Here is a 15,135-nt window from a genome sequence, read left to right as displayed (position 1 = left end):
CCGGTTACCGCGCTGATCAGCCGATGGAGGCGCGCGCAGCGCCGAGTCGCGCGAGCGTCTTCTCGCGCCCGAGGAGTTCCATCGACTCGTACAGTGGCGGAGAGATGTGCGATCCGGTCACCGCGACGCGGACCGGTGCAAAAGCCTTGCGCGGCTTGAGTTCCAAGCCGTCGATCAGTGCCGCCTTGAGCGTCGCCTCCAGATCCGCTGTGCGCCAGGAGGACAACTCGGTCAATGCCGTGATGGTCGCGTCGAGAACAGGTCCGGCATCGGACGTCAGGTTCTTCGCCGCCGCCGCTGGGTCTATGCCGAAGTCGCTGTCGGCGACGTAGAGGAACTTCAGCAGTCCCCAGGCGTCCGACAACACCACGATGCGTGTCTGCACGAGATCGGCGGCCACGGCAAACTGCTCCTCGTCGACCTGCTCGGGCAAATGCCCCTGCTCGGTCAGGAACGTACGCAAGCGCGACGCGAAATCCGCAGGCTCGAGCAGCCGAATGTGCTCGGCATTGATGGCATCGGCCTTCTTCTGGTCGAATCGAGCCGGGTTGGAGTTCACGGTGGAGATGTCGAACGCCGCCACCATCTCGTCGAGCGAGAAGACGTCATGGTCGTCGGAAATGCCCCAGCCGAGAAGCGCCAAATAGTTCAGCAGTCCCTCGGGCACGAATCCGCGGTCACGGTGGATGAAGAGATTGGATTCGGGATCGCGCTTGGAGAGCTTCTTGTTCCCCGGGCCCATCACGAACGGGAGGTGGCCGAATTCTGGTGTGCTGTCCGTGACACCGATCCGGATCAGCGCCTCGTACAACGCCAACTGTCGCGGGGTCGAGGACAGTAGGTCCTCTCCGCGAAGCACGTGCGTGATCTTCATCAGCGCGTCGTCCACCGGATTCACCAACGTGTACAACGGAATCCCGTTGCCTCTGGTGAGTGCGAAGTCCGGCACCGTGCCGGCTTTGAAGGTCGTCTCCCCACGAACGAGGTCCGTCCACGACAGATCGTGATCGGGCATACGCAACCGAACGACGGGGCTGCGGCCTTCGTCGAGGAATTTCTGTCGCTGCTCGTCGGTCAGATCGCGATCGAAGTTGTCGTAGCCCAACTTGGGGTCCCGCCCAGCGGCCTTGTGACGGGTCTCGACCTCCTCGGGGGTCGAGAAGGAGTGGTACGCCTCCCCCGCCTCGAGCAGCTGTCGGACTACGTCGAGATGCTGATCACGCCGAAGCGACTGTCGATACGGTTCGTACGGCCCACCGACCTCCGGGCCCTCGTCCCAGGTGAGCCCGAGCCATCGCAGTGCGTCGAGGATCGCCGCATACGAGTCTTCGGAATCACGTGCTGCATCGGTGTCTTCGATACGGAAGACGAAAGCACCGCCGTGATGGCGCGCGAACGCCCAGTTGAACAGGGCCGTGCGGATCAAGCCCACGTGCGGGGTTCCGGTGGGTGACGGACAGAATCGGACTCGTACTTCGTTGGAGGTCATAGCTCGCTCGCGTTCGAGGGGAAGGTGCAAGGTACGTCAGTTCTTGGCGGCGACGGGGTTGGTCAGCGTGCCGATGCCCTCGACCGTGACCGACACGGACTGTCCTGCCGTGATAGGACCGACGCCCTCGGGGGTACCGGTGAGAATCACGTCTCCGGGCAGCAGTGTCATGACGGCCGACACCCACTCGATGATCTCAGGGATGTCGTGCAGCAGCAACGACGTCCTGCTGCGCTGTTTCACTTCGCCGTCGACCTCGGTCGTGATTTCGAGGTCGGAGGCGTCGAGCGAGGTCTCGATCCAAGGCCCGAGCGGGCAGAACGTGTCGTGTCCCTTGGCCCTGGTCCATTGACCGTCGTGCCGTTGATGGTCACGAGCGGATACGTCGTTCGCGACGGTATAACCCAAGATCACGTCGAGAGCTTTGGCTGCGGGCACGTCTTTGCACGGACGCCCGATCACGATGGCCAGTTCGCCTTCGTAGTGAACCTCGTTCGAGGTAGCAGGCAACATGATGGGCGCTCCCGGCCCGACGATCGAGGTGTTCGGCTTGATGAAGATAACGGGATCCTTGGGAGCCTCCCCGCCCATCTCGGCTACATGTGCAGCGTAGTTCTTTCCGACCGCTATGACTTTGCTGGCGAGGATCGGCGCGAGCAGACGAACATCGGCCAGTGGCCACGACCGGCCCGTGAAAGTCGGCGTGCCGAAGGGATGTTCGGCGATCTCCTTGGCGGTGCGTTCATCACCCTCTCCCTCGATACTCACGAATGCCACACCATCAGGACTTGCAATTCGACCCAGACGCATGTCGAAAGTCTATCGACCTTCCATTTCGCGGCGCCCATGCCGTCCGATGCAGCATGCAGTACGGGTGTAACGTCGCACCTGAATTTCACATATCAAGATTGAACGTCCACATATTGGGATAGAGGAATGGGGCCATGACTACAACGGATCGCGTCCTCGACACGGACAACGCGCGAAAGTGGTTCATGCTCGCGCTCGGAATGCTCGCGCAGACTTCAGGCGCGGTGTTCATCAACGGGGCTGCGTTCCTCATTCCAGCTCTGCACGAGGACCGCGGGTTGAGCCTGCCCAGCGCCGGACTGCTCGTCGCGATGCCGACGGTAGGCATCATGCTCACGCTGATCGCTTGGGGGATGCTCGTCGACCGCATCGGCGAACGCATCGTGCTCGTTCTCGGACTCGGCCTCACCGCGGCTGCCAGCTTCGCGGCATACTTCACCACCTCGTTCGCAATGCTCGGCTTGTGTTTCCTGATCGGCGGAATGGCCGCAGCGAGCGCAAACAGTGCCTCTGGACGCGTCGTCGTGGGATGGTTCCCGCCCCAGCGACGCGGCCTCGCCATGGGAATTCGGCAGATGTCGGTACCGCTGGGCGTCGCCATCGGTGCGCTGTCGATACCACCCATTGCGCGAGACCACGGCGTCTCGGCAGCCCTGTTGGTCCCCGCAATCATCTGCACTCTGGGAGCCGTGCTGTGCTTGGCTGTCGTCGATCCCCCACGCCCGACGCGAGCTGATGCAGCCGAACAGGGACTACTTGCCAACCCGTACCGGACCAGTTCTCAACTGTGGCGGATTCATTCCACCTCGGTCCTGCTCGTCGTTCCTCAATACCTCGTGTGGACCTATGCGCTTGTCTGGCTCATGACCGATCGCGAATGGTCGGCAGCCTCGGCGGGCATCTTGGTGACCGTCACCCAAATTCTCGGAGCATTCGGCCGAATGGGAGTCGGCGCACTGTCGGACCGAGTCGGAAGCCGAATGCGTCCGTTGCGATGGGTCGCAATCTCGACGACCGTGAGCATGCTCGCGCTCGCCGTCACCGCCTGGCTGGACTCCCCGATCTCTATCGTGCTGCTGGTCGTGGCCTCGATCGTCACCGTTGCACCCAACGGGCTAGCCTTCACCGCTGTTGCCGAGTTCTCGGGATCCTATTGGAGCGGGCGTGCCCTCGGCGTCCAGAACACCGGGCAGTTCATCGCGGCGTCGCTCGTACCGCCGGCATTCGGCGCCCTCGCTGCAGTGAGCTTTCCGCTGGCATTCCTGGTGTCGGCCGTCTTCCCTGCCCTGTCCGTCCCCGTCATCCCGGACGATCACGAGAGCAACGAGTAGAGACCGAAAACGAACGAATGCCCCTCACCGCACCCAGCAGGTGCACGTGAGAGGCATTCGATGCACTCAGCGAGAGATTTACAGCTTGGCAGCGATCCGGTCGCCGATTTCGGTGGTGGTCGCCGATGCAGACCCCCGGGAAGCGAGGTCTGCAGCAACTGCAGCTTCGACTCGTGCTGCGTTGGCGGAGTCGCCGAGGTGCGCCAAAAGTAGCGACACCGACAGGATTGCCGCCGTCGGATCCGCTTTGCCTTGCCCTGCGATATCCGGGGCACTGCCGTGCACGGGCTCGAACATGCTGGGGTTGGTTCCGGTTGCGTCGATATTGCCACTGGCTGCGAGGCCGATGCCGCCGCTGACGGCAGCGGAGAGGTCCGTGACGATGTCGCCGAAAAGATTGTCGGTGACGATGACGTCGAACCGGCCCGGGTCGGTGACGAGGTGAATCATCGCGGCATCGATGTGCTGGTATGCAACCTCGACGTCAGCGAATTCCTTGGAGACTTCTTCCACCGTCCGCGCCCATAGACTGCCGGCGAACGCAAGCACGTTGGTCTTGTGCAGCAACGTGAGGTGCTTGCGCCGGCCGAGGGCACGAGCGAACGCATCGCGAACCACGCGCTCGACACCGAAGCGAGTATTGACGCTCACCTCGGTCGCAACCTCGTGCGGGGTGTTCACCCGCAGTGCTCCACCGTTGCCGGTGTACGGCCCTTCGGTTCCCTCGCGTACGACGAGCACGTCGATTTCCTTGTTGCCTGCGAGCGGTCCGGCCACCCCGGGGTACAACTTCGCGGGACGAATATTGACGTGGTGATCGAGCGCGAAGCGTGCATTGAGCAACAGGCCGCGTTCGAGGATGCCGCTGGGTACCGACGGGTCGCCGATGGCACCCAAGAGAATTGCATCGTGTCCGCGAATCTCTTCCAAGACCGACTCAGGAAGAAGCTCGCCGGTCGCGTTGTAGCGCCGGGCTCCGAGGTCGTATTCGGTCTTCTCGACACCGGGCACGACGATGTCCAACACCTTCAGTGCCTGTTCGACGACCTCAGGGCCGATTCCATCTCCAGCGATGACGGCGAGCTTCATTGAACTCCTCGTTCTGTGTAATGCGTTCGGAATGAGACGGTGCTCAGGACAGGTCGACGAGTTCGATCGTCGATGCGCCGACTGCGGTGGCAATGCTTACACTCAGCTCCGACGGCACGTCCTTGTCGACGCGGAGCAGGATCGTGGCGCCTTCACCCTCGGTGTCCTGACTGAGCGCTGCGGCCTGAATGTCGATTCCGGCGTCACCGAGCAGTGTGCCGATGCGGCCGAGGCTGCCGGGCTGATCTGCGTAGTTGACGATCAGGTTCTTGCCCTCGGCCCGAAGATCGAAGTTGCGGCCGTTGATGTTCACGATCTTCTCGACCTGCTTGGTGCCGGTGAGAGTGCCTGCAACGTTGAGGACGGTTCCATCGCCGTATACGGCGCGAATGTCGACGACGCTGCGATGGTTCTCACTCTCGGGCGCCTTGGTGACCTCGGCGGTGACCCCGCGCTCCTCGGCGAGTGACGGAGCGTTGACGAAGGTGACCGAGTCCTCGATGACCGCGGAGAACAGGCCGCGCAGTGCCGACAGCTTGAGGATCTCGACATCTTCGGCAGCAAGCTCGCCGCGTACATCCACCGACAACGAGGAAGGCAGTTCTTCGGAGAGTGCGCCGAGAAGCACGCCCTGCTTGCGGACGATCTCGAGCCAAGGCGATACCTCTTCGCCGACTGCACCACCCTTGACGTTGACTGCGTCGGGAACGAATTCACCTGCGAGAGCAAGCAATACAGACTTCGCGACGTCGGTGCCCGCACGGTCCTGAGCTTCGGTGGTCGATGCTCCGAGGTGGGGGGTGACGACGGCCTGCGGCAGCTCGAACAGCGGGCTGTCGGTGCACGGCTCGGACGCATAGACGTCGATTCCGGCAGCGAACACGTGGCCGCTGGTGATGGCGTCGGCGAGCGCCTGCTCGTCGACGAGACCGCCGCGGGCAGCATTGACGACGATGACACCCGGCTTGGTCTTCGCGAGGGCTTCCTTGCCGATGATGCCCTTGGTCTCGGGTGTCTTCGGAAGGTGCACGGAGAACATGTCTGCGCGTGTCAGCAATTCGTCGAGGCTGACGAGTTCGATTCCGAGCTGGGCGGCGCGAGCAGCGGAGACGTAGGGGTCGTACGCGATGACATGCGTCTCGAAGGCAGCCATACGCTGAGCGAACAGCTGGCCGATACGGCCGAGCCCGACGACTCCCACTGTCTTGCCGAAGATTTCGACACCGTTGAACTTGCTGCGCTTCCACTCGTGCTGACGCAGCGTGGCGTCGGCAGCGGGGATCTGGCGAGCAGCGGACAGCAACAGCGTCACAGCGTGCTCGGCAGCAGTATGGATGTTCGACGTCGGGGCATTGACCACGAGGACGCCACGCTCGGTGGCGGCAGGCACGTCGACGTTGTCGAGGCCGACACCCGCGCGAGCGACGATCTTGAGTTTCGTGCCGGCGGCGAGAACCTCGGCATCGACCGTGGTGGCGGATCGGACGAGGATGGCGTCGGCTTCGGGGACTGCCGCGAGAAGTGCGGGGCGATCCGGGCCGTCGACCCAACGGACCTCTACGCCGTCGCCGAGTGCCTCGACTGTGGACTGCGCAAGTTTATCGGCGATCAGAACGACAGGACGGCCTGGCTGACTCACGTGAAGAACTCCCTATGTCATCGGAAATGATGCTGTCGATCGGAATGAAGAATGGCGTGGTGCGGCACAAGTTTAGATGCCGAGGTGGGGCGCATCGGTGTCGCCCTCACGACCCGGGCAGAAGGGCACCCTCACACACTGGTCAGTGTGTGGGGCGCCCCTCTCGTCAAGCAGGTACTACCGAACGAATTCGGCTGCGATCAGGCTGTTTCCGTGATCGGACGATCGACCCAGCTCATCAGACCGCGCAGCTTCTTGCCGGTGACCTCGATGGGGTGCTCGGCGTTGGCCTTGCGCAGGCCTTCGAGCTCGGTGTTGCCGTTCTCGACGTTGGCGACGAGACGACGGGTGAACTCGCCGGACTGGATGTCGGCCAGAATTGCCTTCATGCGCTCCTTGGTGCCGGCGTCGATGACGCGCGGTCCGGACAGGTAGCCACCGAACTCAGCGGTGTCGGACACCGAGTAGTTCATCCGAGCGATGCCGCCTTCGTACATGAGGTCGACGATGAGCTTGAGCTCGTGGAGCACCTCGAAGTACGCCATCTCCGGCGCGTAACCGGCCTCGACCATGACCTCGAAACCGACCTTGACCAGTTCCTCGGTGCCACCGCACAACACGGCCTGCTCGCCGAAGAGGTCCGTCTCGGTCTCTTCTTTGAACGTGGTCTTGATGACTCCGGCGCGCGTGCCGCCGATGCCCTTGGCCCAGGACAGTGCGAGCGCCTGGCCCTCACCCTTGGGATCCTGATCGATGGCAATGAGCGCCGGGACACCCTTGCCGTCGACGAACTGACGACGCACGAGGTGGCCGGGGCCCTTCGGGGCGACCATGCCGACGGTGACGAAGTCTGGAGCTTCGATCAGATCGAAGTGGATGTTGAGTCCGTGTCCGAAGAACAGCGCGTCGCCGTCCTTCAGGTTCGGCTCGATCTCTTCCTTGTAGATCGACGCCTGAGCGGTGTCCGGTGCGAGCACCATGATCACGTCGGCCCATGCGGAGACCTCGGCGGGAGTGCCGACCTTCAGGCCCTGCTCCTCGGCCTTGGCGCGAGACTTCGAGCCATCCTTGAGGCCGATGCGCACATCGACTCCGGAATCGCGCAGGCTCAGCGAGTGCGCATGGCCCTGGCTTCCGTAGCCGATAACAGCGACCTTGCGGCCCTGAATGATCGACAGATCAGCATCGTCGTCGTAGAACATCTCGACTGCCACTGGTTACTACCTTTCCTCTTGGGTTTTACGCTTGTACGTCACTGCGGTCGCTAGCGCGACGCGGTGATCGATTTCGGTCCACGTCCGACGGCAACGACTCCCGACTGGACTATTTCTCGAATTCCATAGGGGTCCAACATCTTGAGCAACGCATCGAGTTTCGACCTCGTACCCGTTGCTTCGACCGTGACTGCCTCGGGCGACACGTCGATAACCTTGGCACGAAACAGGTTCACGGTCTCGATGACTTCGCTGCGCACGCTCGAATCCGCTCGCACCTTGATCAGTACGAGTTCGCGGGCCACCGAAGAATCGTCGTCCTGCTCGACGATCTTGATGACGTTGATGAGCTTGTTGAGCTGCTTGGTCACCTGCTCCAGCGGGAACTCGTCGACAGTGACCACGATCGTCATCCGCGAAATCTCGGGAATCTCCGTCCCACCCACGGCGAGCGAGGAGATGTTGAATCCACGTCGCGAGAACAATGCCGCAACTCGGGCGAGGACGCCTGGCTTGTCCTCGACGAGAACGCTGAGGGTATGGCTCGTGCTCACTTGTCGGTGCCTTTCGCTTCGCCGTGCGCCTGTTCGCGTGCCATAGCTTCTTCGATCACAGCAGGCTCAGCGCCTGCAGCCTCGTCGTCGTCGAACAGCGGCCGGATTCCGCGGGCCGCCATGATCTCGTCGTTTCCGGTGCCGGCGGCGACCATCGGCCACACCTGCGCGTCGGCACCGACGATGAAGTCGATGACAACTGGACGGTCGTTGATCGCGCGGGCCTGTGCGATCACGTCCTCGACATCCTCTTCCCGCTCGCACCGCAGTCCGACACACCCAAGCGCTTCGGCGAGCATGACGAAGTCCGGGATGCGCTTGGCGCCGTGCGTACCCAGGTTCGTGTTGGAGTACCGCTCCTCGTAGAACAAGGTCTGCCACTGGCGCACCATGCCCAGGTTGCCGTTGTTGATGACCGCAACCTTGATGGGGATGCCTTCGACTGCGCAGGTAGCGAGTTCCTGATTGGTCATCTGGAAGCAGCCGTCACCGTCGATCGCCCACACCTCGGCGTCGGGCAATCCCATCTTGGCGCCCATCGCGGCGGGCACCGCGTAACCCATGGTTCCGAGTCCACCAGAGTTCAGCCACGTGCGCGGCTTCTCGTACTTGATGAACTGGGCAGCCCACATCTGATGCTGGCCCACTCCTGCACAGTAGATCGCATCCGGTCCGGCGAACTTACCGACCGAGGAGATGACGAACTCAGGCGACATCGCGCCGTCGCTCGGACGGTCGTAGCTCAACGGGTAAGTCTTGCGGATGTCATCGAGATAGACCCACCAGTCGGCGAGATCCAGTGTGGTTCCGGTCGCCAGGTCCGCGCGGATGGCCTCGATGAGTTCGGTGATGACCTCTTTGCAGTCGCCCACGATCGGGACGTCGGCGTAGCGGTTCTTACCGATCTCGGCCGGATCGATGTCGGCGTGGATGACCTTCGCGTTGGTGGCGAACGTGGACAACTGCCCGGTGACGCGGTCGTCGAAGCGCGCGCCGAGAGTGATGAGTAGATCGCTGCGCTGCAGCGCAGCGACGGCAGCGACTGTCCCGTGCATTCCGGGCATACCGAGATTGAGCTGATGGCTGTCCGGGAACGCTCCCCTGGCCATGAGCGTCGTGACGACGGGGATCCCGGTCAGCTCGGCGAGCTCGAGCAGTTCGGCGGAGCTGTTGGACTTGATGACGCCGCCGCCGACGTAGAGGACCGGCTGCTTGGCGTCAGCGATGTAGCGTGCCGCCTCGCGAACCTGCTTCCCGTGCGGCTTGGTGACCGGTCGGTAGCCGGGCAGACGCATCTCCGGCGGCCACGAGAAGGTGGTCTGCGCCTGGAGCACGTCTTTCGGGATATCGACGAGCACAGCACCGGGACGTCCCGAGGCAGCGAGATAGAACGCCTCGGCCATGATGCGGGGGATGTCGGCGCCGTCGGTGATCAAGAAGTTGTGCTTGGTCACCGGCATCGTGATGCCCGAGATGTCGGCTTCCTGGAAACCATCGGTACCGATGAGAGACCGGGCGACCTGACCGGTGATCGCAACGATCGGGACCGAGTCCATCTGCGCGTCGGCGAGCGGAGTGACAAGGTTGGTCGCTCCGGGGCCGGAGGTCGCCATGCACACGCCGACACGGCCGGTGGCTTGCGCATAACCGGTCGCGGCATGTCCGGCGCCTTGCTCATGGCGAACCAGGACGTGTCGAACCTTCTTCGAATCGAAGAGTGGGTCGTATACGGGCAGTACCGCTCCTCCCGGAATGCCGAAGACAGTGTCGACGTCGAGTTCTTCGAGCGCTCGGACGACGGACTGTGCGCCGGTCACCTTCTCGGGCGCGATGTGACGACGCGATCCGTCGATGGGTCCGGCCGTCGGCGTTTCGGACGTCGACGAGCTGTTGACTGTGCCCGACTTACGAGTCGTGGGCCCTGGGCGTGCGGTTGGTGCGCTCACTGCTGCTTCCTCAGGATTTTCGAGTTCTGGGCGATCTCTGGGCAAGAAAAAACCCCCGTCAGCAGTAGCTGTACGAGGGTGGCGCGTCGATGCGAGTTTGAACAACCGGCTCAGGCGTTGACGCGCCAGCCGATTACGAGTATCCAATTCCGCTTCACGTGCTCGACGGTAGGCGCGCGCATAGGGAAGAGTCAAACTCGTCACGACGCAATCCCATTATGTGAGATCGCGCAGTTGCAATGCGAAGATGAAGGGGTGTCATCCTCGCAGCAGTCCGAACCACCGGACTCATCATCCCACACCCCTGATCCGTCTCCGCAGGTCATCCGACTCCCCAAGCTCGCGTTGGTGGGCGTTGTCCTTCTTCTGTTCGGCGTGTCGTTCCCGGCCGCGAGTTGGCCGGCCGCGTTGGGCTGGCTGTTCCTCGTGCCCATCGCGGTAGCCATCTGGGTCCTCCGAGTCCGCACGACCGTAAGCGAGCAAGGCCTCGCGGTGCGTCGGATCGTGGGTTCGGAGTTCATCGAATGGGACCGAGTTCGAGGAATCCACTTTCCCGACCGGCGCTGGGCACGCGTTGTCCTGACCGACAAGACCGAGAAGTCACTACCCCTCGTCCGGTTCGATCGGCTACCCCAGTTGGCGGCCGCGAGCGGTGGTCGAATCACCGACCCCTATGCCTCGGCCCGAGCCGATGCCGCGAGCGATGCCCAGGATCCCGACCAAGCCCCGGACATCGCTCCAGAGACTGACCCCTCCTAGCACGGGAGTAATCTCGACGGCGCGATAAACCGCTCCGAGATTGAGGAATCGAAGACATGCCCCCGCTACGGTCACGAGTAACCACTGTCGGACGCAACGCTGCGGGCGCTCGCTCGCTGTGGCGCGCAACAGGAATGACGGACTCCGACTTCGGCAAACCGATCGTGGCGATCGCCAATTCCTACACGCAGTTCGTGCCCGGCCACGTCCATCTGAAGAACGTCGGTGAGATCGTCGCGGACGCCATCCGTGCCGCAGGCGGAGTGCCCCGTGAATTTCACACCATCGCCGTCGACGACGGAATCGCGATGGGTCACGGCGGCATGCTGTATTCGCTGCCCAGCCGCGAGATCATCGCCGACTCCGTCGAGTACATGGCGAATGCGCACACCGCCGACGCACTCGTCTGCATCTCGAACTGCGACAAGATCACCCCTGGAATGCTCAATGCCGCCATGCGCCTCAACATTCCAGCAGTCTTCGTCTCCGGCGGGCCGATGGAAGCAGGAAAGGCCGTCGTCGTCGATGGCGTCGCGCAAGCTCCGACGGACCTGATCACCGCTATCTCGGCATCGGCCAACGATGCTGTGTCCGAGGACGGCCTCGACGAGATCGAGCGCAGCGCTTGCCCGACCTGTGGATCCTGCTCGGGGATGTTCACTGCCAATTCGATGAACTGCCTCACCGAGGCGCTCGGCCTCGCTCTGCCCGGAAACGGCTCGACGCTGGCCACGCATTCGGCGCGGCGCACGCTGTTCACCCGTGCCGGAACCACCATCGTCGAAGCAGCGCTGAAGTATTACCGCGACGAGGACTCCTCGGTCCTACCCCGCAACATCGCCACTCCGGCGGCTTTCCGAAACGCGATGGCTCTCGACGTCGCGATGGGCGGGTCGACCAACACCGTTCTGCATACGCTCGCTGCTGCGCAGGAAGGCGAGGTCGACTTCGATCTGGACACCATCGACGACATCAGCCGCAAGGTGCCTTGTCTGGCAAAGGTCTCCCCCAACTCGGATTACCACATGGAAGACGTGCACCGGGCGGGCGGAATTCCGGCGTTGCTCGGCGAACTGCGACGTGCCGGACTGCTGGAAACCGATGTATCCACCGTCCACACCAAGAGTTTCGAAGAGTGGCTCGACACCTGGGACATTCGTTCGGGTGTCGCCTCGGACGAGGCGATCGAGTTGTTCCACGCCGCGCCGGGTGGAGTACGCACCGTGGAACCGTTCTCGACCGACAACCGCTGGTCTTCGCTCGATACCGACGCGGCCGGAGGATGTATTCGTGACAAGGAACACGCTTACACCGTCGAGGGCGGTCTGGTGGTCCTACGTGGAAATGTCGCCCTCGACGGCGCAATCCTGAAAACGGCGGGAATCGACGAAGAACTGTTTACCTTCCAGGGCCCGGCGCTGGTCGTGGAGTCGCAGGAAGAGGCGGTCTCGGCGATCCTCCAGAAGAAGATCAAGCCAGGAGATGTCCTCGTCGTACGTTACGAAGGCCCCAAGGGCGGCCCGGGAATGCAGGAGATGCTGCACCCGACCGCATTCCTGAAGGGAGCCGGCCTCGGCAAGGTCTGCGCCTTGATCACCGACGGAAGATTCTCCGGCGGAACATCCGGATTGTCCATCGGACACATCTCGCCGGAGGCAGCGGCCGGAGGCGTCATCGGATTGGTTCGAGATGGGGACCAGGTACGCATCGACGTCCCTACGCGCACACTGGAAATACTCGTCGACGCCGAGGTTCTCGAAGAGCGAAGAGCGAAAATGAATGCGTCCGAACGGCCTTGGCAGCCGGTGGACCGGCAGCGAACGGTCACCACAGCATTGCGCGCCTACGCAGCCCTGGCCACTTCTGCCGACAAGGGTGCTGTTCGATACGTACCCTGAGTACTGAAAAACCAGTGAAGGGCCCGGTTGCGCTCGATGCGCATCCGGGCCCTTCGCTGTTGAAAAATCTACTGGACCAGAGGGTTGGCACCGTTCAGGAAAATCCACAAGCACACGCCGCCTGCGATGCCGACTACGAGCGCGATGAACGAACCGAAGCGCGGACGCGTTGCCCAGCCTCGACGACCGTCGAGGGCGATCTTGCCCGGGCCGGTCAAAATGATCGCCGCCGCTGCAACACCGAGCAAAGTTTCGTATTCCACACCGTCCGGCGCGAAGAATGCGAGGCCAGGCTCTGCGGCCTGCTTGAAACACCACGCGTTGATGGCGACAGCGAGTACCGCAGCCCCGGCGAACGGCGTCGCCAAGCCGAGGATCAATAGCGCACCGCCTGCCGTCTCACCGATTGCGCCGGCGATGGCCAAGAGATTGGCCTGCTCGTAGCCGGAGTCCTCGAGAAGTGTGCGGAAACCGTCGAGACCCGGACCGTTCCACAGGCCGATAAGCTTCTGCAGCCCGTGGACCAGAAAAATTCCGCCTACCGCCAGCCTGAGTAGGAGCAAACCGAGATCTGTCGTTCCTCTTCGCGCAGGAATCTCGACGGTTTCGGTCCGAGTGATCGGCTCGGGGACTGGCGCGGCCACCTCGGCAACACCACTCCTATGAGTTTTGGCCGCCGGTGTTTCGATGAACTCCGTCGGCTGCTCCGAGTGAGACCCGGCGCCGTATCGCGAATCCGGGGCGATCGGCTCGTCGTACTTGGACGGCCGAAACGACGGTATCTGCTCGGTCGGGTACGACCCGGAGCCGCGCTCGCCGAAGTCCAGGTCCTCTTCGGTACGCGGCATCCGATCCGATCCACTGCTGTTCGATCCACTGCTGTTCGATCCGCTGCTGTTCGATCCACTGCTGGCCGATCCACTGCTGGCCGATCCACTGCTACCGGAATCAGCGGATGACGCCGGCGGGGTCGGGGTCGACCGAGTCGTCGGCGTCAGCTGTTCGGTCGGTTGGTCGTACGGGCTCGGCGCCGGTTCGTAGCCGGTGTCGGATGCGTCGGAGTCACGAGGCTTGTCGGTCACAGGCTCAACACTAGATCGCCGCGTCGCCGATCCAGGCTCATTCGACTCCGCGCGGCGGCACAAATGCGGACGCCGCGCGATGGCCCTCTCGCTTTTGGGTACCCTTCAGACGATGAAGCCGACCCGAACTGCAGCAGCCATCCTTGCGGTGACGGCAGTGATCGCAACTGGATGCGCGCGCTTCGACGAGTCGGCGTCGACACCCTTCAGCCCGGAACCGTCGTTCGGTGCGGCGGAGATAAACCCGGTGGATCCCGATGCACCCCCGACCTCGACGCAGCCCGGCGGGCAGGTGCCGCCAGCGGGGCCTTGCGTGGATCCAGACCCCAACGTCGTCGCTACTTGCTTGGACTCGACGGGGGGTCTCGTGGTGTTGCCGGGCGGGATGTCCGCTTTGGTGGCCGAGCGTCGCACAGGACGGATCATGCAGGTGACTGCGGGGCAGTCTCCAATCCAGATCGCACAGATCGACGTCGATGCCCAAGGCGACGGAGGACTTCTCGATCTCGCCCTGTCCCCCACCTACGCCGAGGACGGGCTGATCTACGCCTACATCACTACCGGTTCGGACAACCGCGTCGTACGAATCGCAGTCGGCGACACACCCAAGGCGGTGCTCACCGGCATTCCCAAAGGGAGCCAAGGCAATCGCGGTGCCCTCGACTTCTACAGCCCGAACCAACTGCTCGTCTTGACCGGAGATGCGGGAAACCCTTCTGCGGCAACCAATCCCGCGTCTTTGGCCGGGAAGCTTCTACGTGTCGAGTCCCTCACACCGTCGCCGACGCAGCCCCCGCCTCAGGTCGCGCTCAGCGGAATCGGAACAGCAGGAGACGTGTGCCTGGATCCGACGGGCAGCATCTGGGTCACCGATCGCACAGCCGTCGAGGATCGACTGCAGCGCATCGATCCGCTCGGTACTGTGATCTCGCCGGTCTGGACGTGGCCCGACCGCCCCGGCGTCGCGGGATGCGCGGCCGGACCCGGAACCGTGGCGGTGTCACTGACCACTGCCCGCGCGATGGCAGTGCTCGCCACCGATCAGGACACCGGCTCGGTCACCGCGGCTCCGACACTGCTCGTTCAGGATCGATACGGCCAACTCAACGGCGCGGCAATGGCTCCGGACGGTCAGATCTGGGCGGGGACCGTCAACAAGAACGGCGACGCCCCCGGCGCCAACGACGACCGGGTAGTCAAGATTCCCATTCCGGCCGGCGGCGGCGGGTTCGACTAGCCCTCTTCCTGTGCGCGCTGCTCAACGCGGCAGTCCACATCGACCTACTTGTCGGAAGGAGTACGTCAGCGATGAATGACCACATCA

At 63.2% G+C, this 15,135-nt stretch carries 12 protein-coding genes; 4 read left to right on the top strand and 8 right to left on the bottom strand.

What is annotated here, in order from left to right:
* Positions 1-16: 16 nt before the first annotated feature.
* Complete coding sequence (gene gltX / locus BJI47_RS15390; protein ID WP_088944500.1) at positions 17-1,489, bottom strand: glutamate--tRNA ligase; 1,473 nt, start codon at positions 1,487-1,489, stop codon at positions 17-19.
* 36 nt (positions 1,490-1,525) lie between these two features.
* Positions 1,526-2,299 carry a fumarylacetoacetate hydrolase family protein gene (locus BJI47_RS15385; protein ID WP_084348557.1) on the bottom strand — a complete coding sequence of 258 codons (774 nt, stop codon included), beginning with the start codon at positions 2,297-2,299 and terminating at the stop codon, positions 1,526-1,528.
* Positions 2,300-2,433: 134 nt separating this feature from the next.
* Here BJI47_RS15385 and BJI47_RS15380 point away from each other — a divergent pair, with 134 nt between their 5' ends.
* Positions 2,434-3,630, top strand: a complete 1,197-nt coding sequence (locus BJI47_RS15380; RefSeq protein ID WP_088944499.1) for an MFS transporter — start codon at positions 2,434-2,436, stop codon at positions 3,628-3,630.
* 78 nt (positions 3,631-3,708) lie between these two features.
* Here the strand turns inward: BJI47_RS15380 and BJI47_RS15375 are convergent, their stop codons facing one another.
* From BJI47_RS15375 to BJI47_RS15355, 5 genes are all read right to left on the bottom strand, one after another.
* The gene (locus BJI47_RS15375) at positions 3,709-4,719 is read right to left on the bottom strand and encodes a 3-isopropylmalate dehydrogenase (RefSeq protein WP_088944498.1); all 1,011 of its coding nucleotides are present in this window, start codon (positions 4,717-4,719) and stop codon (positions 3,709-3,711) included.
* 43 nt (positions 4,720-4,762) lie between these two features.
* A complete protein-coding gene (gene serA, locus BJI47_RS15370) occupies positions 4,763-6,358 on the bottom strand; it encodes a phosphoglycerate dehydrogenase (RefSeq protein WP_088944497.1) in 1,596 nt (531 codons plus the stop codon).
* A 200-nt stretch (positions 6,359-6,558) separates the two neighbouring features.
* Positions 6,559-7,560, bottom strand: a complete 1,002-nt coding sequence (gene ilvC / locus BJI47_RS15365) for a ketol-acid reductoisomerase (protein ID WP_176224905.1) — start codon at positions 7,558-7,560, stop codon at positions 6,559-6,561.
* A gap of 62 nt (positions 7,561-7,622) precedes the next feature.
* Entirely contained in the window at positions 7,623-8,126 is a 504-nt protein-coding gene (gene ilvN / locus BJI47_RS15360; RefSeq protein WP_084348552.1) for an acetolactate synthase small subunit, read from the bottom strand.
* A complete protein-coding gene (locus BJI47_RS15355; protein ID WP_088944495.1) occupies positions 8,123-10,072 on the bottom strand; it encodes an acetolactate synthase large subunit in 1,950 nt (649 codons plus the stop codon). Before BJI47_RS15355 ends, ilvN begins: the two co-directional genes overlap by 4 nt.
* 255 nt (positions 10,073-10,327) lie before the next feature.
* On the opposite strand from BJI47_RS15355, the gene BJI47_RS15350 reads away from it, so the two are divergent.
* Together BJI47_RS15350 and ilvD are read left to right on the top strand one after the other, a co-directional pair.
* Positions 10,328-10,831 (top strand): PH domain-containing protein, encoded by a 504-nt coding sequence (locus tag BJI47_RS15350; RefSeq protein WP_176224878.1) that lies wholly within the window; start codon positions 10,328-10,330, stop codon positions 10,829-10,831.
* Positions 10,832-10,887: 56 nt separating this feature from the next.
* Positions 10,888-12,729 carry a dihydroxy-acid dehydratase gene (ilvD, locus tag BJI47_RS15345; RefSeq protein ID WP_088944494.1) on the top strand — a complete coding sequence of 614 codons (1,842 nt, stop codon included), beginning with the start codon at positions 10,888-10,890 and terminating at the stop codon, positions 12,727-12,729.
* Positions 12,730-12,797: 68 nt separating this feature from the next.
* Here the strand turns inward: ilvD and BJI47_RS15340 are convergent, their stop codons facing one another.
* On the bottom strand, positions 12,798-13,811 hold the full coding sequence (locus BJI47_RS15340; protein WP_088944493.1) for a DoxX family protein: 1,014 nt from the start codon (positions 13,809-13,811) through the stop codon (positions 12,798-12,800).
* Between the two features lie 112 nt (positions 13,812-13,923).
* Between BJI47_RS15340 and BJI47_RS15335 the strand changes: the two genes are divergently transcribed.
* A complete protein-coding gene (locus BJI47_RS15335; protein ID WP_088944672.1) occupies positions 13,924-15,048 on the top strand; it encodes a sorbosone dehydrogenase family protein in 1,125 nt (374 codons plus the stop codon).
* Positions 15,049-15,135: the final 87 nt, after the last annotated feature.

It is taken from the genome of Rhodococcus sp. 1168, from assembly GCF_002091955.1.
Lineage (GTDB): Bacteria > Actinomycetota > Actinomycetes > Mycobacteriales > Mycobacteriaceae > Rhodococcoides.
The sequence above is the reverse complement of the archived record's forward strand: the minus strand, read 5'-3'. Positions and strand labels throughout refer to the sequence as shown.